Source organism: Pseudomonas sp. GW821-FHT02H09, assembly GCF_059421425.1.
This window is the reverse complement of record NZ_JBWKVA010000002.1, coordinates 267,938-289,241: the sequence shown is the minus strand read 5'-3', so window position 1 is coordinate 289,241 and position 21,304 is coordinate 267,938. Positions and strand designations below refer to the sequence as shown.

At 59.2% G+C, this 21,304-nt stretch carries 20 protein-coding genes and 2 pseudogenes; 12 read left to right on the top strand and 10 right to left on the bottom strand.

The features are described 5' to 3' along the window. Positions 1–381 carry a Rid family detoxifying hydrolase gene (locus tag AC07VR_RS03830; protein ID WP_494991022.1) on the bottom strand — a complete coding sequence of 127 codons (381 nt, stop codon included), beginning with the start codon at positions 379–381 and terminating at the stop codon, positions 1–3. 162 nt (positions 382–543) lie between these two features. On the opposite strand from AC07VR_RS03830, the gene AC07VR_RS03825 reads away from it, so the two are divergent. Next, positions 544–603, top strand: coding sequence for a hypothetical protein (locus AC07VR_RS03825; protein ID WP_495010568.1), 60 nt, complete (start codon positions 544–546; stop codon positions 601–603). Then, positions 585–698 (top strand): annotated as a pseudogene (locus tag AC07VR_RS03820) (D-cysteine desulfhydrase); the annotation flags it as partial. The gene AC07VR_RS03825 and the pseudogene AC07VR_RS03820, both read left to right, overlap by 19 nt. A 61-nt stretch (positions 699–759) precedes the next feature. Here the strand turns inward: AC07VR_RS03820 and AC07VR_RS03815 are convergent. Further along, on the bottom strand, positions 760–1,227 hold the full coding sequence (locus tag AC07VR_RS03815; RefSeq protein ID WP_494991021.1) for an Lrp/AsnC family transcriptional regulator: 468 nt from the start codon (positions 1,225–1,227) through the stop codon (positions 760–762). A 167-nt stretch (positions 1,228–1,394) separates the two neighbouring features. Here AC07VR_RS03815 and metC point away from each other — a divergent pair, with 167 nt between their 5' ends. The 5 genes and pseudogenes from metC to AC07VR_RS03790 all read left to right on the top strand — a co-directional run. After that, complete coding sequence (metC, locus tag AC07VR_RS03810; protein WP_495010502.1) at positions 1,395–2,582, top strand: cystathionine beta-lyase; 1,188 nt, start codon at positions 1,395–1,397, stop codon at positions 2,580–2,582. Positions 2,583–2,696: 114 nt separating this feature from the next. Next, positions 2,697–3,041 carry a DUF3088 domain-containing protein gene (locus tag AC07VR_RS03805; protein ID WP_495010501.1) on the top strand — a complete coding sequence of 115 codons (345 nt, stop codon included), beginning with the start codon at positions 2,697–2,699 and terminating at the stop codon, positions 3,039–3,041. A 358-nt stretch (positions 3,042–3,399) separates the two neighbouring features. Then, positions 3,400–4,302 carry a LysR family transcriptional regulator gene (locus tag AC07VR_RS03800; RefSeq protein ID WP_494991018.1) on the top strand — a complete coding sequence of 301 codons (903 nt, stop codon included), beginning with the start codon at positions 3,400–3,402 and terminating at the stop codon, positions 4,300–4,302. Between the two features lie 130 nt (positions 4,303–4,432). Further along, positions 4,433–5,062: a glutathione S-transferase family protein gene (locus AC07VR_RS03795; protein WP_494991017.1), complete on the top strand. Its 630-nt coding sequence runs from the start codon at positions 4,433–4,435 to the stop codon at positions 5,060–5,062. 68 nt (positions 5,063–5,130) lie between these two features. Then, a pseudogene (locus tag AC07VR_RS03790) lies at positions 5,131–6,081 on the top strand (FAD-binding oxidoreductase); the annotation flags it as partial. Between the two features lie 33 nt (positions 6,082–6,114). On the opposite strand, the gene AC07VR_RS03785 reads toward AC07VR_RS03790, so the two are convergent. Genes AC07VR_RS03785 through AC07VR_RS03750 form a run of 8 tightly spaced genes read right to left on the bottom strand, consistent with a single transcriptional unit; the run spans position 6,115 to position 15,115 of the window. Continuing rightward, a complete protein-coding gene (locus tag AC07VR_RS03785) occupies positions 6,115–7,245 on the bottom strand; it encodes a glycosyltransferase family 4 protein (RefSeq protein ID WP_495010500.1) in 1,131 nt (376 codons plus the stop codon). After that, the gene (locus AC07VR_RS03780; protein WP_495010499.1) at positions 7,246–8,376 is read right to left on the bottom strand and encodes a glycosyltransferase family 4 protein; all 1,131 of its coding nucleotides are present in this window, start codon (positions 8,374–8,376) and stop codon (positions 7,246–7,248) included. It abuts the gene before it with no gap. Continuing rightward, entirely contained in the window at positions 8,360–9,727 is a 1,368-nt protein-coding gene (locus tag AC07VR_RS03775) for a glycosyltransferase family 4 protein (protein WP_495010498.1), read from the bottom strand. The genes AC07VR_RS03780 and AC07VR_RS03775 overlap by 17 nt, the downstream gene beginning before the upstream one ends. Beyond that, positions 9,724–10,989 (bottom strand): ABC transporter ATP-binding protein, encoded by a 1,266-nt coding sequence (locus AC07VR_RS03770; protein ID WP_494991013.1) that lies wholly within the window; start codon positions 10,987–10,989, stop codon positions 9,724–9,726. The genes AC07VR_RS03775 and AC07VR_RS03770 overlap by 4 nt, the downstream gene beginning before the upstream one ends. After that, entirely contained in the window at positions 10,989–11,786 is a 798-nt protein-coding gene (locus AC07VR_RS03765) for an ABC transporter permease (protein WP_495010497.1), read from the bottom strand. The genes AC07VR_RS03770 and AC07VR_RS03765 overlap by 1 nt, the downstream gene beginning before the upstream one ends. Continuing rightward, the gene (locus tag AC07VR_RS03760) at positions 11,787–13,229 is read right to left on the bottom strand and encodes a mannose-1-phosphate guanylyltransferase/mannose-6-phosphate isomerase (RefSeq protein WP_495010496.1); all 1,443 of its coding nucleotides are present in this window, start codon (positions 13,227–13,229) and stop codon (positions 11,787–11,789) included. A gap of 3 nt (positions 13,230–13,232) precedes the next feature. Then, positions 13,233–14,204, bottom strand: a complete 972-nt coding sequence (gmd, locus tag AC07VR_RS03755) for a GDP-mannose 4,6-dehydratase (protein WP_494991010.1) — start codon at positions 14,202–14,204, stop codon at positions 13,233–13,235. After that, positions 14,201–15,115 (bottom strand): GDP-mannose 4,6-dehydratase, encoded by a 915-nt coding sequence (locus tag AC07VR_RS03750; protein ID WP_495010495.1) that lies wholly within the window; start codon positions 15,113–15,115, stop codon positions 14,201–14,203. The genes gmd and AC07VR_RS03750 overlap by 4 nt, the downstream gene beginning before the upstream one ends. Positions 15,116–15,547: 432 nt before the next feature. Between AC07VR_RS03750 and AC07VR_RS03745 the strand changes: the two genes are divergently transcribed. The 5 genes from AC07VR_RS03745 to AC07VR_RS03725 are packed head-to-tail and all read left to right on the top strand — an operon-like array spanning position 15,548 to position 21,285. Then, complete coding sequence (locus AC07VR_RS03745; RefSeq protein WP_495010494.1) at positions 15,548–17,131, top strand: glycosyltransferase; 1,584 nt, start codon at positions 15,548–15,550, stop codon at positions 17,129–17,131. Then, positions 17,125–18,429, top strand: a complete 1,305-nt coding sequence (locus AC07VR_RS03740; RefSeq protein ID WP_495010493.1) for a glycosyltransferase — start codon at positions 17,125–17,127, stop codon at positions 18,427–18,429. Before AC07VR_RS03745 ends, AC07VR_RS03740 begins: the two co-directional genes overlap by 7 nt. Then, positions 18,426–19,313, top strand: coding sequence for a class I SAM-dependent methyltransferase (locus AC07VR_RS03735; protein ID WP_495010492.1), 888 nt, complete (start codon positions 18,426–18,428; stop codon positions 19,311–19,313). The genes AC07VR_RS03740 and AC07VR_RS03735 overlap by 4 nt, the downstream gene beginning before the upstream one ends. Then, entirely contained in the window at positions 19,313–20,467 is a 1,155-nt protein-coding gene (locus AC07VR_RS03730; protein ID WP_495010491.1) for an acyltransferase family protein, read from the top strand. Before AC07VR_RS03735 ends, AC07VR_RS03730 begins: the two co-directional genes overlap by 1 nt. Then, positions 20,461–21,285: a class I SAM-dependent methyltransferase gene (locus AC07VR_RS03725; protein WP_494991004.1), complete on the top strand. Its 825-nt coding sequence runs from the start codon at positions 20,461–20,463 to the stop codon at positions 21,283–21,285. Before AC07VR_RS03730 ends, AC07VR_RS03725 begins: the two co-directional genes overlap by 7 nt. Positions 21,286–21,304 lie beyond the last annotated feature (19 nt).

Here is a 21,304-nt window from a genome sequence, read left to right as displayed (position 1 = left end):
TCAGCATGCGGCCACAGCGATCGCGTCAATTTCCACCAATGCTGCCCGCGGCAAGCTACTCACGCCGATCGCCGCTCGTGCGGGATAGGGTTTGGCGAACAGCTCTTCCATCACCGAATTGATCAAGGCGAAATGGCTCAAGTCAGTCAGGTAGATGGTCAGCTTGACCACATCGGCGAAGCCCATTGAGGCCTCTTCGAGAATCGCACCCAGGTTGGCAAAGGCTTGCCGGACCTGTGCTTCGATGCCTACGACCATCTGCATGCTCTGTGGGTCCAGGGCGATCTGACCGGAAACATAAAGGGTGGCTGCGCATTGTACGGCTTGCGAGTAAGGGCCAATCGCCTCAGGAGCGGCGCGGGTGGTGATGATCTTCTTCATATTCGGGGCTCTCCGGGCACGTTTCATGGGATAAATTTTACCGTCGCCCTCCAGAAAAAGAGTTTTAAACTTCCTGCTCTTTGCGCTGGTTTTTAGAAAAAATTTCTACAATTTGCCGTCATTAGAGGAATTGATATTTTCGATCGCCACATCCTCTCCCTCTTGCAACGCGATACCACCATCCTCCTCAAAGAACTGGCCGAGGCCGTCGCCCATACGTGATCCCGATTGGCGGCTCGTATGCGCTCGGCTACGTTCGCGCGGGCCTCGAGCTCGAGCAGCAGATCTCTGCGGCGGGGCTCGACTTCACGGCCGTCTCCTCGCCGCAATAACGCAGAACGCGCCGCTCGTCGCCGATCGTGGGCGGCGCTGTTCGCATCATTCCGTCACGATGTAATCGGTCGGCAGCGCGGTCGTGCGCTTGATCACCTCCATCGCGAATGCCGAGCTCACGTCCATCAGCTCGACGCTCTTGATCAGCCGTTTGTAGACTCTGTCGTATCCGGCAATATTCGGCACGACGACCTTGAGCAGGTAATCGACGTCGCCGCTCATCCGGTAGATCTCGATGATCTCCGGAATCGCACAAACAGCCTCGACAAAATGCGATGTCCACGCATCGCCGTGCTGGTTCGAGCGCACCGTCACGAATGCAGTGAGCCCCAGGTTCAGCTTGGCCGGATCGCACAGCACAACCTGCCGGCAGATCACGCCGTCGTCCCGCAGCTTCTGCAGCCTTCGCCAGCATGGCGTCGGCGACAGATTCACCGCCTTCGCCAGGTTGTTCAGACCGATCGTCGCATCCGCCTGAAGCATCGTGAGCATCTGTGCATCGCGTTTGTCCATATCGCCTCCGAGGTAGAAATTTTTTCTAATCTTATCTGGATCGACGACATTCTTTGGAAACTATTTTCGTCTTCGCGCAATTAACATGTCCTCAAGCACAGCGACTGCCGCGACGATGCGGCACCGCTTGATTCGCCTCGATTGAACCGACGAAAAAGGATCACGCCTTGAACACCACGTATTCGACCGACACCGTTCTGGTCCACGAGGGCCGCACGCACAGCCAGCTCGGCGCGCCGGTGAACCCGCCGGTCTACCGGCAATCGACGTTGCTCTTTCACAGCATCGAGGCGCTGAAAACGGCGAGCGGCACGCCGAACGCATACGGCCGCGGCGGCAGTCCGACCACCCGCGCGCTCGAAAACGCGCTCGCCCGCCTCGAAGGCGCGCATCGAGCGATGCTCACGCCGAGCGGGCTCAGCGCGATCACGACATCGCTGCTCGCGGTGCTCGGTCCCGGCGATCATTTACTGATGACAGACTCGGTCTACGATCCGACTCGCGCGTTCTGCGCGGAGACGCTCGCGCGCCTGGGCATCGAAACGACGTACTACAATCCGTCGATCGGCGCGGACATCGCAGCGCTGATACGTCCGAGCACGCGCGCAGTGTTCGTCGAGTCGCCCGGCTCGCTGACGTTCGAGGTGCAGGACATTCCGGCGATCAGCCGGATCGCGCATCGGCACGGCGCAATCGTGCTGATGGACAACACCTGGGCCACGCCGCTGCATTTCCGTTCGTTCGAGCATGGTGTCGACGTATCGATTCACGCGGCGACGAAATACATCTCCGGGCACTCCGACGTGCTAATGGGCGCGATCCTCACGACCGAGGCGCTCTTTGCGAAGATCAACCGCTTCTATCGGCAGCTCGGCATGACCGTGAGCGGCGACGACGCGTATCTCGCACTGCGCGGCTTGCGCACGCTGTCGCTGCGGCTCGAGCGGCACCAGCGCAACGCGCATGCTCTGACGGAATGGCTCGCGCAGCAGCCGGAAGTCGCTCAGATCCTGTATCCGGCGCGACAGGATTCACCTGGGCACGCGCTGTGGAAGCGCGATTTCACGGGTGCGAGCGGCCTGTTCGGCGTGGTGCTGAATCCGCAATCGGACGAAGCGATGCGCGCGATGCTCGACGGCATGACCTGCTTCGGCATGGGCTATAGCTGGGGCGGTTTCGAGAGCCTGATTCTCCGGTCGAACCCGGCGAGCTCCCGCACGGCGACGCAATGGCCGTGGGAAGGCCCGCTGTTACGAATTCACGCGGGCCTCGAGCACCCGGACGACCTGATCGCCGATCTCGAAGCCGCATTCTCACGGCTGCGCGCCGCTGGGCTGACACGAATGGAAGTCTGATCCGACCCGCGCAGGTCGAAGATTCGCGTATCGATGCTTCGGTTCGCGACGCGACGATCGCGCATCGCCGCCACATCACCTCAACTTTCTACACCCACCCACAGAGAGACAACCATGAAAGACAAACTGCTCATTCTTCGTCCGGGCTTCTTCAGCGGCGCCGAAGGCCCGTTCTACTGCGGCGACTCGGTATCCGTCGAAGGCTTGCTGAGCTTCTTCCCACAGCTTCGGGACGTGGTCGAGGTCGACTACATCGACGCGCCTCGTCCGCGCAACGCGATCGTCGCGCTGATTGGCGAAGACAACCAGTCTGCGCCAGTGATCGTGCTCGGCAAAGGGCAGGTGCCGAAGGACACGTCCATCGCGGTTCAGGAGCACAACGGCACGCGCTTCATCAACGCGCCCGACGATATCCGGCGCTACCTGTCGTCACAGTACAGCGTCGCGCAGGCGTCGTGATCGGTAGCGCTCAGGCGCACGCATCGAAAACGGCCCGCCGCTCCTCGTGACGGCAGGCCACGGGCCGACGGTTCGCTTGTGAGCCGCGGCCCGTTCCTTTGGCGCGACCAGAACTGAACGACACAGCCGTTTGGAATGCACTTTTGCCAGTAGGTCTTGGGGAGGGAGGTCACGCTGACTCCTCCGATATTTGTTCTTTTTATAGGGACTCTGTTGGATCGGTAGGTTGATGCCATTATTTGGAATTGGCGCAATGAGCCACACCGCTGTGCACTCTAAAGTGCTGACATCTCGGCAGCTATCTGGTTTGGTCTTGCGTTGTCACAATATTTTGTTCGGCACCAATAGAGGTGGATCCATGGACAGGTTTCAGGAAATGCAGGTGTTCCTCACCGTGGCGCAAGAGCAGAGTTTTTCTGCTGCCGCGCGGCGCTTGAGCATGTCGGCTGCGAGCGTCACACGGGCGGTCGCGGCGCTGGAAAAGCGCATAGGCACCCAGCTGCTGGTGCGCACTACCCGCAGTATTCACCTGAGCGAGGCCGGTCAGCGTTATCTGGAAGACTGCCGGCGCATTCTGGCTGAGCTCCAGGAGGCGGAAGCCTCGGCGGCAGGCAGCCACGCCCAGCCCCGGGGGCAACTGACCATCACGGCGCCGGTGTTGTTCGGTGAGCTATTCGTGACGCCAGTGATGGTCGGTTACCTTGATCAGTTCCCCGAGGTCAGTATCAATGCCGTACTCGTCGACCGTGTGGTGAACATGGTCGAGGAGGGGATTGATGTCGCGGTGCGTATCGCACAATTGCCGGACAGCAATCTGCACGCGATCCAGGTGGGTGAAGTACGACGTGTGATCTGCGCGTCTCCCGGTTACCTCGCAAGCCACGGTCGACCTCGGCATCCTGATGACCTGTGCCAGGCACGGATTGTCGCTACCTCTTCCATTGGGCAGGTCAGGAGCTGGCAGTTTGTGGAGCAAGGAACAGCCCTGAGCATTCGCCCGGAGCCGCGTTTGGTGGTCACTGCGAATCAGGCGGCGATTACTGCGGCTTGTCTGGGTTGGGGGTTGACCCGGGTACTGTCTTATCAGGTCGCCAGCAAGGTGGCCGCAGGCGAGCTGGAAATCGTTCTTCAAGACTTTGAGCTGGCGCCGCTGCCGATCCATGTGGTGTATCAGGGGGGTCGCAAGGCACCAGCGCGGGTGCGCAGCTTTGTGGATTTTGCCGTGAAGGCGCTTCGCGAACATCCGGCGTTGCAGGCCTGACGCTTTATTGCACCTGCTGAAATAATGGATTGTGTTTTTTGGTTATTCTGTTGTTTTAATCGAAAGTGGAAGGTAGCTCCCATCGGCGCGGATCTCTCCTGAACTGCGCGATCGCCCCGCGGAGTTCACCATGTCCAAGCCCGCCATCAAACTCTATAACTTCCCGCGCTCCGGTCATGCTCACCGTGTCGAGCTGATGCTGTCCTTACTCGAACTGCCGACTGAACTGGTGTTCGTCGATCTCGTCAGCGGTGCTCACAAACAGGCGGATTTCCTCGCGCTGAATTCTTTTGGCCAGGTTCCGGTCATCGATGACCAAGGCGTGGTGTTGGCTGACTCCAACGCGATTCTGGTGTACCTGGCGCAGAAATATGGCAAAGGCCGCTGGTTGCCGGCGGACCCGGTCGGTGCGGCCAAGGTTCAGCGCTGGTTGTCGGTTGCGGCCGGGCAGATTGCCTCAGGACCGGCCACGGCTCGACTGATCACTGTGTTTGGCGCGCCTTACAACGCTGAAGAGGTGATCGCCCGTTCCCACAGCCTGCTCAAGGTGATTGATCAGGAACTGGCTCACACTGCCTATCTGGCGGGTGATGAACCGACCATTGCTGATGTCGCCGGCTACAGCTATATCGCCCATGCGCCCGAAGGCAATGTGTCTCTGGCTGACTATGCCAATGTGCGGGCCTGGCTGGCACGCATCGAAGCCTTGCCCGGTTTTGTTGCGATGCCGCGCACGGTGGCCGGCTTGCAGACTGCCTGATATGAGTGACTGCGGCCCAGCCTGGCTGTGCCTTTCAGACTGTGCCCTCGGCGCAGGGGAGAAACGCGATGAACCTTCAATCACCCTGGCATGCCGGCGAAAAGCAGCTGCAGGCGCACGTCGGTGTCGCTGAGCGTATGGAAGCGTTCGGACCCAAGGTCATCCGTAATTACTTGCCTGATCAACATCGTCAGTTCTATCAGCAATTGCCCTTCATGCTATTTGGCGCGGTGGATGTAGATGGTAATCCTTGGGCCAGTATTCTCGAGGGGCAACCAGGTTTTGCCTGTTCTCCCGAGCCTGCCCTGTTGCAGCTGGACAGTCTGCCAGGGCAGAACGACCCCGCTCAATTACACACTGGCGCGGCTATCGGCCTGCTGGGTATCGAGTTGCACACGCGGCGGCGGAACCGAATCAATGGCCAGGTCAGCGATATGGCCGAAAACGGCTTTACCGTGGCGGTCCAACAGGCTTTCGGCAATTGCCCTAAGTACATCCAGCTGCGCCAATTTGAATCGGTGCCTGTCGCAGATCCGTCGATGCGCGTGGTGCAGCGTCTGAGTCAACTGGATGACGAGGCGAGCGCGATGATTCGTGGAGCCGACACCTTCTTTGTCGCCAGTTACGTTGACGTTGAAAACCAACGCTCGGTGGACGTCTCTCATCGGGGAGGGCAGAGCGGTTTCGTCCAGGTAGACGGCAATTGCCTGACCATTCCCGATTTCGCCGGCAACTTGCACTTCAATACGTTGGGCAACCTGTTGCTCAATCCGCGCGCGGGCTTGCTGTTCATCGATTTCACCTCGGGCGATTTGCTGCAGGTCAGCGGGCGCACCGAAATTATCCTCGACGGGCCGCAAATCAGCGCCTTTCAGGGCGCCGAGCGGCTTTGGAAGCTGTATGTGGAGCACATGGTGCGCCGACCGGCAGCGCTGGGTTTGCGCTGGCGGTTCGAGGGTTTCTCTCCCAATAGCCGAATGACTGGAACTTGGGAGCAGGCCACGACACGTTTGCAGGATTAGGCGTTGGGCAGCAGTTGGCGCCAACCAACGTCATGCGTAGGAAAGTGCCTTTTCCTCCAACAGCTCTTGGTACAACTCTGTCCATTTACGGCCCATTTCATCGGCGGTGAACAGTTGGCGATAGCGGGCTTCGGCTCGCTGTCCCATTTCTGCCGCACGCTGCGGGTTTTCCCACAAGGTACGCATTGCTTCACGAAAGGCCTGTGGATTACTCGGGGGAACGACCAAACCGGTCTCGCCATGGATATTGATGTAACTGGTCCCGGTACCGATCTCACTGGAGATCATCGGTTTTCCATACATCGCGCCTTCAAGCAATGAGATACCGAACGCTTCGGAACGCAGATGCGATGGGAACACGATCGCGTAGCTCAGTTGTAGCAGCGCCACTTTGTCCTCTTCACCCAGGCGTCCTAGAAAGTGCAGATTGCGCAAGCCCAGAGCGGCTGCCTGGGCATGTAATTCCGACTCAAGCGGGCCTGCGCCGACGATCACGACCGGGTAATCCACCTCTTTAAGTGCATCGAGCAGGATATGCAGTCCTTTGTAATAACGCATCACACCGACGAACAGGAAGAAGCGTTCACCCAGACGTTGCCGCCAATGGGCCAGGCGCTCAGGCTCGGGTTGTGGATAACCTGACTTGTTCAAGCCATAAGCAATGACCCGGGTCTTTTCCCGGTGGTTCTGCAAGACATCGCTGGTATGGAAGTAGTTGGGCGAGGCGGCGACAATCCGGTCGGCGCTATTGAGGAAGCGATTCATCAGTGGGCGGTACATTTTGAGCAAATGTTGCTGACGAACGATGTCCGAATGGTAGGTCACCACGCACGGTTTGTTCGTGGCGCTGATGAAATGCACCAGGTCCATGAATGGCCAAGGAAAGTGGTAGTTGACCACGTCCGCCTCCGCGGCCATTTCCCGAAACTGTTTGAAGACACTGTAGGAAAAACCGGTGGAAGCGAACTGCACATCCAGTTTAGCCCGATGCACCTCATGCTGACCGATCTTGACGACCGCAGGCGTGGGCTCGGCGCTCAATGTCAGAACCTGGCTCTCAATGCCGTGCCGGGATCCGCTTTCGCATAACTGAAAGATGACCTGTTCGATACCGCCGACCGAGTCAGGCAGGTATGTCTTGAAGAAATGTAGAACGCGCATTCAACCTCCCATAGCCTGACGGTATGCGCCTGCTGTTACCTTCGCGCAGCGCCCCCAGGAAAAAAGCTTCGCTTGCTGCAATCCAGCCTCTCGGCATTCCAGCCAATGCGTTTGATCGTCGATCAATCGGCTCATCGCGTCGCGCAAGCCGTCTACATCGTCAGGTTCAATATAATTGCCCGCGTCACCTGCGACCTCCGGCATTGCCGAGCGTCGGGTCAGGATCACCGGAGTACCACTGGCCATGGCTTCCAGAACCGGAAGGCCAAAGCCCTCGTAGAGAGACGGAAACACCAGCGCACTGGCACCGGCCACGAGCTGTGCGACCTGTTCATCCGGCAGATAACCCATCAGGCGGACATAGCCGGAGGCCAAGGCCTTTTGCAACTCATCACTGAACTGCCCACGTTCCCAACCGGCCATTCCTACAATCAGCAAAGGAAAACGCTGACGCATCAGCTCTGGCAATCGCGCGTGAGCGTGCAAGGCCAGTGACAGGTTTTTGCGCGGTTCCAGCGTTCCTACACAGAGGAAATACGCCTGCGGTTGCACTCCATGGGGCGTGAGTGCCTCCTGCAACGCCTCGATCGAGCGTGGATGGAAGCGCGCGGCTACCCCAAGCGGTGCAACGACAAAGCGTTCATGGGGAAGGCCAAAATAGCGCTGGGCTTCATCGGCCACGTACTGCGAGTCGGTCAAAATCAATCGTGCCTGCTGCACGCCATGACCAAGTCGGCGCTCTATCTCTTTCAACCGGGCCGATGGCTGGGTCGAGGGATAGTGCAGGTGGGTCAGGTCGTGCAGGGTGATGATGGTCGGACCCTTGAACGCCAGGGGCCACAGGCTCGGCTCGTGATAGAGATCGATGGCTTGGGACTGTCCTTGGTCGAAGCGCCGCTGCTCCAGCCAACGACGGGCCTGGTAGGCCCCCGGTACTCGTCGCAACCAAGGTGTCATTCGGGAATAGCCGGGCATGGCGGCGGCCGGCAGGGCAGCACTCCAGCCCCAGCCATGGAACAGCGAGAGCTCCAGGTCCGGCTCTGCCACAAGGGCCGTCGCCAGTTCGGCCAGGTAATGACCTATGCCGGTGCGTGGTGCCTGGAGAATCCGTGCGTTAAGGGCAATCCGCATGCTGCCTCTCTACCGGCGCAGGCACCTTCTTCAAGTTGCGCTGGATGCGTTCGACAAACTGGGTACTGGCCTCGCGCCAGCCCAGCCAGCGCCACTCGCTGACATTGCGCACTGCCGGAAACTCACCAGTGCTTTCCATGCGCGCAACCAGATTGGCAAGGCTTTGTGGATCGGCCAGATCGAAATAGGCCATGAACTCGCCACCAATCTCACGAAAGACCGGAATATCGCTGCCCATCGCCGGCAGCCCGCGCTGCATGGCTTCGACCAGCGGCAAGCCAAAGCCTTCGACATAGGACGGGAATACCAGCGCTGTTGCCTGTGCATAGGCATGCTCAAGGCTTTTATCGGTGAGTGTGTTGAACATGAACAGTCGCTTGTTCAGCTCCGGGTGCTGGCGAACGCGGTCGACCAGCGCATCGCACTTCCAGCCAATCCGCCCGGCAATGCACAGCCGGGCATTTGAGCCCGCGGCCCAGGCGCGTTCGAAGGCGTCGAGCAAGTAGTCATGGTTCTTGCGCGGTTCAATGGTACTGACCATGAGGAAAACCGGATCTTGCCCTTCGAACAGCCGCACAAGACGCGGCTCCACAACTGCCCCATCGTTGCTCAGGTCCAGCTCGGAACCGAGGTGGAAATAATCGAACCAGAGCGTTTTGACCTGCTGCGGTCCAAGCCTGCGCAGAAGCTCTTCGCGGACCTGGTCACGCACGGTTGCCGAAATGGCGACATATCCGTCTGCAGTTCTGGCGATCCAGTCGAACCACTCGTTGAAAATCTGCACCAGCCGGGTGTCGTAGAACTGTGGATGGGTCAGCGGGATCAGGTCGTAGATTACCGAGACGATGTCCACCCCTTCACGCTTGAGCTGTTCGGCCATGGGAAAAAAGTTGGCGTGCCAGGACGAATCCAGCAGCACCAGTTGATCACCCGGCTGATGCTGCAAAGGTGTGCAACGTTTCGGCAGTTGTTTCTGGTTCACCAGCCCGATCAGACGTAACGGCACACTGAAACAGGCCAGCGCTGTGAGCCGATACATCACGTACAGCGCGCGCCGGGCGAAACGCGACTGATAGCGTTGTTCCAGGTTTTGGTGAAGTTGCCAGAACCTGTGGGCGACCCGCTCCAGGCGCGTACCGAAACCCATCAGCGCATTGAAAAAAGGCGTATCCAGCGGTGCCAGACTCAGCACCCGGTAGAGCTTGCCCTTGAGTATCACCACCGGAAGGCATTCCACACCCTCCACGGCCTCGGGCAACTGCTTGATGACATTGCGCACCACCCGTTGAATACCCGAGTTGACCTTGGGGTGCTCGAACACATGGGTACATTCGACCAACAGGCGCGTCATGGCGTGGCCTGCAAGGCGACTGACCCGGCAGGGGCAACGGTCGAACGGGTGATCGTGGTTTGGGCTTCGAGCCAGGAGCAGCCGACGAAGTCTTCATGACGGTTGTTGAGGACATGGAAGACCAGGCCGTAGTCTCGCCATTCGAAATTGCGGTCCAGGTGCGAGTCCAGGCGCGACAGGCTCAGGGCTACGGAATAATTACCCTTGCCCAGGCGCATGGTGAAGGCAAATCGGAACGTGACCCGTTCACCGGCACTCAAGTTCGTCAGTGCTTGTCCCTGCCGATGGGTGTTGATGCCATACATGGACTGTCCAAGGCGATCCTTGATCATGAAGCCCAGCACCAGCCGCTCGATGTCCTGGCGTACCTCGACCTGCACTTCCAGCACCATCGGCTGGCCCACCTCGGCGACCTCCACCGATCGCTCGTGTGCATCCAGCAGGCGCACACTCAAGATGCCTGCTTCACCGGTACCGGAGATGGTCTGGACCTGGCCGGTGGCGAGCATTTCCTGACGCACGGTCTGGCCCTCGCGCTCGGCCATCAGGGCGTTGTAGTAGTCCAGGACCTCTTCGGGTTTACCGTGCATGGCCATGCGACCGTTTTCCAGAAGGATCGCGGAATCGCAGATCGACTGGATCGCTGAACGATCATGGGAAACGATCAATAAGGTCGTTCCTGCTCGACGAAAACTGCGGATACGTTCGAAGCTCTTGTGCTGGAAGTAGGCGTCGCCTACCGACAGCGCTTCATCGACAATCAAAATATCCGGCCGACGCGCAGTCGCGACACTGAAGGCCAAACGCATCTGCATGCCGCTCGAATAAGTGCGCACCGGGTGATCAATGGCTTCGCCAATCTCCGCGAAACCCTCGATTTCCGGCATCAGCGCCTCGATTTCCTCCACCTGCATGCCCAGCAGCTGGCCAGCCATGAAGGCATTCTGGCGACCAGTGAAATCCGGGTGGAAGCCCATGCCCAGTTCCAGTAGCGCGGCCACCCGTCCTTGCACCTGAAGTTGTCCACAAGTGGCTTGGGTGGTACCGGTGATGATCTTCAGCAAGGTGCTCTTGCCGGCACCGTTGACCCCGACGATCCCTACGGCTTCACCGGGGGCGACTTCAAAGTCGATGTCACGCAGGATCCAGTGCTCGCGATGACGCGCCGCAGAGAAGGGGATGATCCATTCGAGCAGGCGGCTCCAGCGTGTCGGATATTGCTTGTAGGCCTTGCTCAGGCCACTAACGCGTATGTGTCCCATCAGAGCTCATCCACCATTTCACCCACTCGTCGGCGGAATAGCCGCAGCCCCAGGACACAGAACAGCACGCCGATGATCAGGACCGACAACAGCGAACTCCAGACCGGCCATTGACCATACAGAAACAGGTTCTGGTAACTCACCATCAAGGCAGTCATCGGGTTGAGCCAGAGCAGCCGCTGGATCGGCTCCGGGAGAATCGACATCGGATAGACGATGGGCGTAAACCAGAACCAGAATTGCAGGCAAATCCCGAAGAACTGCCCGACGTCGCGGAAGAACACATTCAACACGCCGAGAATCATCCCCAGACCGGCCGAGAAAATAACCTGTAACGCCAGCAACGGCACCAATGCCAACAAGGCCATACCGGGAAGGCGCCCGGTGATCAGCAGAAAGCCCAGGAACAACGACACAATAATTGCGAAGTTGATCCCGGCATTGAGCAGCACGATCACCGGCAGGCAGATGCGCGGGAAACTGATCTTCTTCAGCAGATTGGCATTTTCCAGAAACATGTTCTGGCTGCGCAGGGTGATCTCGGAGAACAGTCCCCAGGTCAGCAAACCGGCGCAGAGGTAAATGCTGTAGGCCATCCCGTCATCCACGCCGGGAAGACGCGCACGCATCACGTGAGAAAAGATCACCGTGTAGACGACGATCATCGACAGCGGGTTAAGGACGGTCCAAAGGGCACCGAACAGCGAGTTGCGATAGCGGGCTTGGAACTCTCGCTTGACGCTTCCGAGGATGAAACCCCGATAGCCCCACAGCGAGCGGTACAGATTGAGCAGCATTCAGACCGTCCTTCCGTATTTATCTTCGAAGCGAACGATATCGTCCTCTCCCAGGTACTCGCCGCTCTGAACTTCAATGATGACCAGGTCGATCACCCCCGGGTTTTCCAGACGATGCTTGTGCCCGGCGGCAATGAAGGTGGATTCGTTTTTGGCGACAAAGTGCGAGCCGTCGCCGTTGTTGGTGACCTTGGCCATGCCTTCGACGACGACCCAGTGTTCATTGCGATGGTGGTGCATCTGCAGGGAGAGGGAGGCTCCAGGCTTCACCACAATGCGCTTGATCTTGAAGCGCGGACCTTCCTCCAGCACGGTGTAAGTGCCCCAGGGGCGACTGACCGTACGGTGCAGGCGATAGGTTTCGTGCTTTTTATCCTTGAGTTGCTTCACCACCTTGCGCACATCCTGCGCGCGATCGGCATGGGCGACGAGAACCGCATCGGCGGTATCGACGATGATCAGATTGTCGACGCCGACCGTGGCTACCAGACGTCCTTCGCTCTGGACAAAATTGTTGTGGCTGTCGATGAACAGCGCGTCGCCACTGGCCCGATTGTTCTGGGCATCAGCCTTGATCAAGTCGCTGACCGCACCCCAGGAGCCGATATCGCTCCAGTCGAAACCCGCAGGCACCACCACAACCTTGTCGGACAGCTCCATCAAGGCATAGTCGATGGAGATATCCGGCATGTCGGCGAAGTGCGCCGCTGACAATTCCTGCTGAATGCCCCCGCTTGTCTCGACCGGGGCGCTGGCCGCCAGGCAGGCTTTGCCTAGCTCCAGGAGCGCTGGCGCATGGATCTGCAACTCAGCCAGCAAGGTCGCGGCCGAGAAGCAGAACAGGCCCGAGTTCCATAGGAAATTGCCGCTTTCCAGGTAGTGGGTCGCGGTCTGCAGGTCGGGCTTCTCGACGAAGCGCTGAACCCTGGCCGCGCCTTGCTCATCCAGTTGTTCGCCGGTTTCGATGTAACCGAAACCCGTTTCCGGCGCGGTCGGGGTGATGCCGAACGTGACCAGATGCCCAGCCTTCGCCAGCTGTACGGCATGTTCGACAGAGTGCCCGAAAGCGTCTTCGTTCTGAATCAGATGGTCGGCCGGCATCACCACCAGAATCACATCGTCGCCGTGCAAGGCTTGCAAGGACAGTGCAGCGGCAGCAATCGCTGGTGCCGTGTTGCGTCCCACAGGCTCCAGGAGAAAGTGCCCGCGGTGGCGTTCCAGTCTGGCCGCCTGGTAGTGATCCTTGCTTTGAAAGTAGTAGTCACGGTTGGTCACCGTGACGATATTGCCGCCCGCAGCCAGGAGCCCGGCCGCGCGTCGGTAGGTCTTGCCCAGCAAGGTCTGGCCATCGGGCAAGGTCATGAACGGCTTGGGATGACCTTCGCGCGAAACCGGCCACAAACGAGTCCCGGCACCACCGGAAAGAATCACAGGAATCAGCATGCCTTACTCCTTGGCGACGCGTTTCATGTCCGCATCCATCATCATGCGGATCAGATTCTCGAGATTGGTTTTGGGCTTCCAGCCCAGGACGCGTTGCGCTTTGGCCGGGTTGCCGAGCAACACGTCAACTTCGGCCGGACGGAAGAATGCCTGATCGATTTTCACAAAGTCCCGGTAGTCCAGGCCGACGTGATCGAACGCAATACGGCACATCTCACGGACAGTGGTGGTGACACCGGTCGCCACCACATAGTCGTCGGCCTTTTCCTGCTGCAGCATTAGCCACATGGCCTCGACGTAATCGCCGGCAAAGCCCCAGTCGCGCTTGCTGTCGATATTCCCCAGGCGCAGCTCCTGCTGTTTGCCCTGCTTGATACGCGCGGCGGCATCGGTCACTTTGCGCGTCACGAATTCAATCCCGCGCAGGGGCGATTCGTGGTTGAACAGAATCCCGCTGCTGGCGTGCAAATTGAAGCTTTCGCGGTAGTTCACCGTGATCCAGTGACCGTAGAGCTTGGCTACACCATAGGGGCTGCGTGGATAGAACGGAGTGTTCTCGTCCTGTTGCTCGGCCTGGATCAGGCCGAACATTTCGCTGGTGGAGGCCTGGTAGAAACGCGTGTGCGGACTGAACTGACGGATCGCCTCGAGCAGGTGGGTCACACCCAGCCCATCGACGATTCCGGTGGTCACCGGTTGATCCCAGGAGGCTGCGACAAAGCTCTGTGCCGCCAGGTTGTAGATTTCATCGGGAGCGGCCTTGATCACCGCGCGCTGCACTGAACAGGCGTCGGCCATGTCGCCATCCAGATAGCGAATCTCGCCCTCGATACCCATCTCACGCAAGCGCCAGCGCGAATCGCTGCTGCGACGCGCCACCAGACCGTGGACCTGATAACCCTTGTCGAGCAGCAGCTTGGCCAGATAGGCGCCGTCTTGTCCGGTGATCCCAGTGATCAGTGCACTTTTTGTCATTCTTGGCGTACTCGTGACTCCCAGTCGGACAGGATCGCCCGCAAGGATTGTTGTGTAGTTATCTCAGGCGTCCACCCAGTGGCGTGTTGCAGCCTGGCATGGCTACCACAGACGCGACGCTGCTCTGCGCGGCGAAGACGCGCAGGGTCCTGAATCAATTCGATGTCGACCTGTGCGATGTCCGCCAGCTGTGCGATCAAGCTGCGGATGCTTTGCTCTTTGCCTGAGCAGACGTTATAGGTCTGACCGGGTGAGCCGCGCTGCAGCATGGCCAGATAGGCAGACACCACGTCGCTCACATCGAGAAAGTCGCGGGTCACGTCGATATCGCCCACTTCCAGTCGTGGTTCTTGCAGACCCTGTTTGATCCTGGCGATCTGGCGTGCGGCGCTGGCGATGACGAAACTGTCCTTTTGTCCGGTACCGATGTGGTTGAAGGGGCGTGCGACGATCACCGGCCAGCCCTCGGTCATCCCCCATTGCAGGCATAGAAATTCCGCCGAGAGCTTGCTGACAGCATATGGGTTACGCGGGCAGGGCGACTGGTTTTCATCGATAGGCAGCGCGGATTCGCTCACTTGGCCATAAACGTCGCCAGAGCTGACATACAGGAAGGTGCCGTTGAAGCCGCGAGCTTTGAGCGCCTGCAGCAAATTCAGCGTCCCGAGCAAGTTGACGTGCAGAGTCTTGGCCGGATCACGGAACGCTTCGGGGACGAAGGTCTGGCCAGCCAGGTGGATGACGGCGTCGGGCATTTCGGGCCACAGGTCTTCCAGGCTGTGTGGCTGGGAAAGGTCATAGCCGGACGCGACAGGCAGGAGATCCCAAACCGAATCGGGAGCACTCAGACGGGATTGGATGTGACGTCCTACGAATCCAGTCAGACCCGTAACGAACAGACGCTTCTTCAAACAGCAGCCCCCTCAATTATCAAACTTCGGCAAATCACCCCCAGTCTTTGCTGAGAAAATCCGGTAATTTCTAGTAGTTGTTCCAGATTCAGTGGCGTGCGAAGTTATTGTTGTAGTTGTTTTGAGACAATCTGTGCCAATTGCCCGGCAATTTCAATAAGTCCAATTGTGACCAGTCAGTTCTCGTCAGCGTAGCGCAAAATTTGTCGCCCGCCGGTTCACGAACCCTCAACGGATGTGTTTAGAATGCCCCTCGTCGCGACCGCCCAGCGATCAGCATGGCTGCTTTTGGCCAGGGAAAGCTGACCAATAAAACAAGAACGTAGACGGGCATGAGGACGATCGGCGAAGCCACTGGAAATACAGGACTTCGTCAATGGCTCTGCCGTCATAGAGTGAAGTTGCCCAACGGCGGCTTCATCGTGGGATGCCATGAATTTTATTCTTTACTCGGACGTAAACGACAGTTCGATCAGCCAGAGCCTCGGCCGTCCGGAGTACAGTTACTACTTCGTGCTCAAGGCCTACCGTCCGGTACTCGAAAGCCTTGGGCGGGTTCACGTGGTGCAGTCGACCGCTGAAGTCGATCCGCTCTATCGGCAACTCCTGCGTGAAGGCCAGGAGAGTCTCTTCCTTTCGTTCACGCCACCCCAGAAAACCCCGACCGACCTGAGCTGCCCGACCATTTGCGTGGTGGCCTGGGAGTTCGATTCGATCCCCGACGAACACTGGGATAACGACCCGCATCAGGACTGGAGCCGTACACTTGCTCGTCATGGCCGGGTCATTACGTTATCGAGCCACACCGCTCGGGCCGTCCGTCGGGCGCTGGGTGAGGACTTTCCGGTCCTGGTACTGCCCACGCCGCTCTGGGAAAATTTCGCTACCATTCGCGATCAGTACTCCAGCGCGCCGATCAATCCGGGGACTACCCTGGACATCAAGGGCTGCATTCTCGACACACGGTTGCTCGGTCTGTCTCCCGATGCGCTGCTTGCACCGCGGCTGACCCCCGAGGAGCAGGAACTGCTGGATGCCTTGCGGCCGCCGCCATTGACCTGGCAGCGACGCTTTGTCATCGCCAAGCATTACCTGCGCCTGTGGTGCCTGGAAGCGGTTCGCGGCCAGTCGCAGTCGGGGCCTGCCAGCCGCACGTTGTATTTGAGTCAGTGGTATTGGGAAGGTATTCGCGACCTGCTGTCGTACAAGCAGCATTCACGCTTGGCCAGGTACCTGCCGGGTGTGGCCGGTCCTCAGTCCGTGCCGCAACCGGAGCAACCTGCGTTGGACCTGCCGGACACAAGTCAGCGCGTCGAAACCCTGGTGGATGGCGTCGTGTATGTCAGCGTGTTCAACCCAAAGGACGGCCGCAAGAACTGGCATCAATTGATCACCGCCTTCTGCTGGGCCTTTCGTGAGATCGACGATGCCACGCTGGTGTTGAAGATCACCCATAACGATCTGTCTTGCTACTACACCGAGCTGATGACTCTGCTGGCGCAGCTTTCGCCGTTCGCCTGCCGGGTGGTCGTCATGCATGGCTATCTCGATGACCCGCAATATGCCCGTCTGTATGGGGCCGCCAGTTTCTATGTGAACGCCTCACGCTGTGAGGGGCTTTGCCTGCCACTGATGGAGTTCATGGCCAGCGGCAAACCGGTGATCGCACCGAACCATACCGCCATGGAAGACTACATCGATGAGACAGTGGCTTTTGTCGTCAAGTCCAGCGAGGAGCTGACGATCTGGCCGCAGGACACACGCATTATCTATCGCACCCTGCGTCATCGACCGGACTGGGGCTCGCTGAAAACTGCCTATCAGGACAGCTATCGAATGGCCAAGGAACAGCCGGACGTCTACCAGAACATGTCCCGTGCGGCGATTGAGCGCATGCGTGACTATTGCGCCTTCACCCCCGTACAAAAGCGTCTCTGGGCGTTCTTCGAGCTTCCCCTGACAGGTGCGCTCGGGACTGCACCGACAGTCGCTGTGGCGGACAACGCATCATGCTGATCCTCATTCATTCGGAAACCAACAAGAGCACCATCGCGCAGAATCTTGGCCGCTCTGAATACAGCTATTACTTCGTGCTCAAGGAATACCGCCCGGTGCTCGAGCGGCTGGGCACGGTGGTGGAAATCATCGACCCCGACGAGCAGGTGGATCACTTGTACCGTGAGTGTCTGGGCCGTGGCGAAGAGTGCGTGTTTCTATCGTTTTCACCGCCTCATCGCACGCCGATCCACTATGCCTGCCCGACCATTCCGGTGTTTGCCTGGGAGTTCAGCACGATTCCCAACGAAAGCTGGGACGGCGAACCCCGAAACGATTGGCGCAACGTCCTTGGCGCAGCGGGCGCGGCGATTACCCATTCCAGCTACACGGTAAGAGCTGTGTGCGACGCCATGGGCGCGGACTACCCCATCAGCGCCATCCCGGCCCCGGTTTGGGATCGTTTTGCAGCGCGGGGCCAACAACTTGAGCGTCAGCCACAGGCTCATCAGGTCAAGCTCAATCTGAAGGGGCTGCTGGTCGACAGCCGCCAGCTCGATCTGTGCGCCTTTGGGCCCGCGCACTTGCGCAATGGCACTGCAATCGATTTCGATGCTCCGGTTCAGGATCGTGAGCTGGTACTCGATGGCGTGGTCTACACCTCGGTATTCAACCCAAGTGATGGTCGCAAGAACTGGGAAGACATGCTCAGCGCTTTCTGTGTCTCGTTCCGCGAGGTGGAGGATGCAACGCTGGTGTTGAAGCTGACCCATCACGATGCCGAGCAAGCGCTGAGCGATATCCTTCACCACCTCTACAAGAATCAATCCTACCGTTGCCGGATCGTCTTGATTTACGGCTATCTGGCTGACCCCGACTATGAACGCCTGGTGCAAGCCACCAGCTACGTGGTGAATACCTCCTACGGCGAAGGACAATGCCTGCCGCTGATGGAGTTCATGTCCTGTGGCAAACCTGCGGTGGCGCCTTGCACCACGGCGATGATTGATTACATGGACGCGGACAACAGCTTCATCATCGACTCCACTGAAGAGCTGACCGCCTGGCCCCATGATCCGCGCAAGGCGTTTCGCACCCTGCGCTACATCACCAACTGGGCGTCATTGTGTTCGGCTTATCGGGCCAGCTATGAGGTGGCCAAACTGGATGGCGAGCGCTACGCACACATGTCCGCGCATGCCGTACGCAGCCTGGAAAAGTTCTGCAGCCAGGCCAATGCGCAGGAGCGTTTGCAGGCCTTTTTCGTGCAACTGTTCGATAGTCGCAAGACGCTAGCAGTGGAAACCCCGGAAGCATGATCCGTGCACTGTTCAGACGTCTGTGTGGTGTACAGGCTGAGCCGCTGCTTGCGCCCGCGCCCGCAGTGTCGCCGCGTGATATTGGTCTGCACGACGCCATGCACGACGGCTGGTTTCTGGCGGACAGCGGCGAACTGCTCAAAGGTTTCGCCATCAGTGCAAGCGATACGCTGCTCGACGTAGGCTGCGGCGAGGGCGTTGCGACGCTGTTCGCGGTCCGTCAGGGCGCTTCGGTTATTTTCACCGACAGCGAATTCGACAAGGTTCGAGACCTTGCCCGCCAGGTTTGCGCTCAGACACAGGCTCCGTCGCTGGGCCTGGTCAGCAACAGCCTGCCGCTGCCCTTGGCCGACGGTTGTGCGAGCAAGATTGTGTGCATGGAAGTGCTGGAGCACGTCGACCAGCCCGAGCAGTTCATGGCTGAACTGGTGAGAATGGGCCGCCCCGGCGCTCAGTATTTGATCAGCGTTCCGGACGCTGTGGGCGAGCATCTGCAACAGGGCATCGCGCCGCGGGGCTATTACCAGTCCCCCAACCACATTCAGATTTTCTCCCGTGAGCGCTTCGCCGCGTTGATCGAGGACGCCGGCCTGGTCATCGAGCATCGTCAGGCCAGCGGCTTCTTCTGGGTCATGGGCATGATTTTTTTCTGGGCCAGCGAACGGGCCGCCGGGCGCGATCTTGGTGGGGCTGTACGCGACCGGATTCAGGCGCCGTATCCGCCACTGATGGAAAGTTGGGCGAGAACCTGGCAAGACCTGCTGGCGCAGCCCGATGGGCTGGCCATCAAACGCATGCTGGATCAGTTCATGCCAAAAAGTCAGGTGATTATTGCGCGCAAAGCGGGCATTGCTCAATCCGCTCCAGAAGCAGGACGCACGTGATGAACAACAAGCGAATCATGGACATTGAGCTGCTGCGGGCGATTGCCGTGCTCGGCGTACTGTTTCACCACTTGCAGGGCAGCATGTTCCCCACGCCTGTCCCGCTGCTGGAGGCCATCAATGCGCACGTTCAGTCGTGGTGGGGTGTTGACCTGTTTTTCGTTATCTCCGGATACGTCATCGCCCGCAGTCTGATCCCGGTGTTGCAAGGCTGCACCTCGGGCCAGCAGTTTTGGCAGCAGACCCGCAATTTCTGGATTCGCCGGGCCTTCCGGTTGTTGCCTTCAGCCTGGTTGTGGCTGGTGCTGATTCTGCTGGCGTGCGCGTTCCTCAATCAGTCCGGGGCTTTCGGCAGCCTGTCCGCCAACCTTCAAGCGACCCAGGCGGGTTTTCTGCAGTTTGCCAATTTCCGTTTCGCCGACAGTTTCTTCCGCTATGAATACGGGGCCAGCTTTGTCTATTGGAGCCTGTCGCTGGAAGAGCAGTTTTATGTGCTGCTGCCGGTGTTCATTCTGGTGTTCCGCAAACGCCTGGTCTGGGCGCTGCTGACGCTGGTTGCCATGCAATTGCTTACCCTGCGCACGCCTTTACTGATGGTGATCAGGACCGATGCCCTGGCCCTCGGGGTATTGCTGGCGATCTGGGGCGCGCACGCCAGCCACGCTCGCTGGGAACCCACGGTGTTACGCCATCCGTGGCTCGGCGTGCCGTTGCTGATTGGCATCGGGCTGATGCTGAGCGTGTTGGGTACTGAACCCTACACGTTCGCCAGCTACCGCATTGGCGCAATGGCTGTCCTCTGCGCCGTACTGGTCTGGGTCGCCTCTTACAACCGCGATTACCTGTTCCCGCGTGGCCCGCTGAAAAACCTGCTTACTTGGGTCGGCAGTCGCTCCTATGGGATCTATCTGATCCATGTACCGGCCTATTTGCTGGTCCGCGAACTCTGTTTCCGGCTGCAGTCGGCGGGGCTGCCGAGCCCGGCCGGTCATCCCATATTGACCATCCTCCTCGCCATGACCCTGATCATCCTGTTGAGCGAGCTCAATTATCGATTCATCGAGCTGCCCATGCGCAACCGGGGCACACGCCGGGTTGAGCGCTTGAACGCCAGCCGAACCGCCGTCCAACCCTCTGGAGCTACCTCATGCTGAGCCTTTTGAAGAAACTCACGGCGGGCAAAGTACCCGAACCAGTGCAGTCCCAGACCTCGACCGACAAGGTCGACCCGTACATGCTGGGGCTGCACGATGCGATGCTCAGCGGCTGGTTCAATCAGCAAACCGGCGAGCTGTTCAGCGGATTCCCGATCACCACCGAAGATACGGTGCTGGATGTCGGCTGCGGTGACGGCGGTAACGTGCATTTCTGTGCCATGCGCGGGGCGAAAATCATCATCGCCGATATCGACGCGGCCAAAGTCGAGGCCGCTCGCCAGCGCATGAGCGACACCCCGGCGCGCGATATCGAATCCCATGTCACTGATTGCAACCCGCTGCCGCTGGCCGATGCCATCGCGACACGTATCGTCTCCACTGAAGTCATCGAACACGTAGACGATCCGGCGCAGTTTCTTTGCGAGCTGGTGCGAGTCGGCAAACCGGGTGCTTTGTACCTGTTGAGCGTTCCGCATCCGAGCTCCGAAGACCTGCAAAAAGACATCGCTGCACCCGAATACTTCCAGAAACCCAACCACATCCGGATCATCAGCGAAGACCAGTTCAAGCAGATGGTCAGCGATGCCGGTCTGGAAGTGATCAGCCACAGCCAGTACGGTTTCTACTGGTCGATGTGGATGCTGCTGTTCTGGGAAGCCAAGGTCGACTTCGGCAACGCCGATCATCCGCTGCTCAATCACTGGGCCGACACCTGGCAGGCGGTTCTGTCCTCGCCGCGTGGCGCGCAGATCAAGCAGGCGCTGGACGCGGTCGTGGCGAAAAGTCAGGTCATCATTGCCCGCAAGCCTGGCTGAGCAGGGTACTGGCCAGTGA